Source organism: Oleiphilus sp. HI0080 (genome assembly GCF_001635135.1).
The window spans coordinates 1-1036 of the sequence record NZ_LWFU01001104.1 but is presented as its reverse complement, the minus strand read 5'-3'; the positions used below and the strand labels follow the sequence as shown (position 1 = coordinate 1036).

Here is a 1036-nt window from a genome sequence, read left to right as displayed (position 1 = left end):
GGCACTATTCGACGCGACCGAAAAACTGTAAACGTAAAGTTGTTCATCGTACAAATAAGAAACAAAGCCGGAGCTCGCGCCTGTCATGTGTATTCCAAGCGATGTAATAGAGTTGGCCGCTGAATGAGAAACAAAATTTATACGCGGGTAAATCTGATCCCCACTTGCGCAGCGCAAATAAACACCCTGCAGTGACGCAGTTTCTTTGTAAGACCAAGTAGCACAATACTCATTACCAAAGATACTGGTCGAAAAATCAAGTACGTCGTTTGAGACATTGCTACCTCCGTCAACTCCATCAACATAATCTAAGCGCACAGCTTGACCGACAAGAGATTGGCTGTCTTGATTAAACTCTTTGATATATAAAAGTGAAAGCGCGTCAATAGCCTGACTTTGTTGTAACCAAGCAACGTATCCCTGATCATCCGCAGACACAAAATCTACTTTGGATACATTGAAGCCATTTGAAAGAAAGTCGTTATTAACATCGACAAAAGAGCGCCATTCTCCATCAGCGGTGCCAAACTCAATAGAGTTTGGAGATGCAAAATTACCTGTAGTAACGGAGCCATCAATAGGTGAAATGCTCTCTATTGGCGATAAATCTCGTATCCCGGCACCAAACTCTAACGAATAGAGAGACCATAGCGCTAGGCGACCTTGGGGCTCGACGAATACCGTGGTCGCAGGGACTTCATCAATCACGGTACGTGTCTCAGTGTTCTTAACGCCATCCTCGTCGATTGTTTCGCGTACTACTTCTGTGCGCGAGCGCGTAAAAATGACTTGTGACTCTGTTAGATTGATCGCTCTCTTATCGACATCGAAGCGATTAAAATCTTTCGACCCCAATAACGAAGTTTCAAAAATATTCCGAGACTTTAACGAGTTAAGCGTAACGTTTTCACTGAGCGTAGAAGAATCAAGCAATTCGTCATAGTCGAATCTAAATTGGGAATTTGTGGGAACCAACGTAGCCGCAACTTCAGGTGGCTCTACGCTACGTACGCGAGGCGCAACATTATCCACTTCG

The 1036-nt window shown here is 44.3% G+C and carries 1 protein-coding gene; it reads right to left on the bottom strand.

All coding sequences use genetic code 11. The features are described 5' to 3' along the window. Window positions 1–1036: hypothetical protein (locus A3751_RS23240; protein ID WP_197466556.1), on the bottom strand; the 1036-nt coding region annotated here is incomplete at both ends.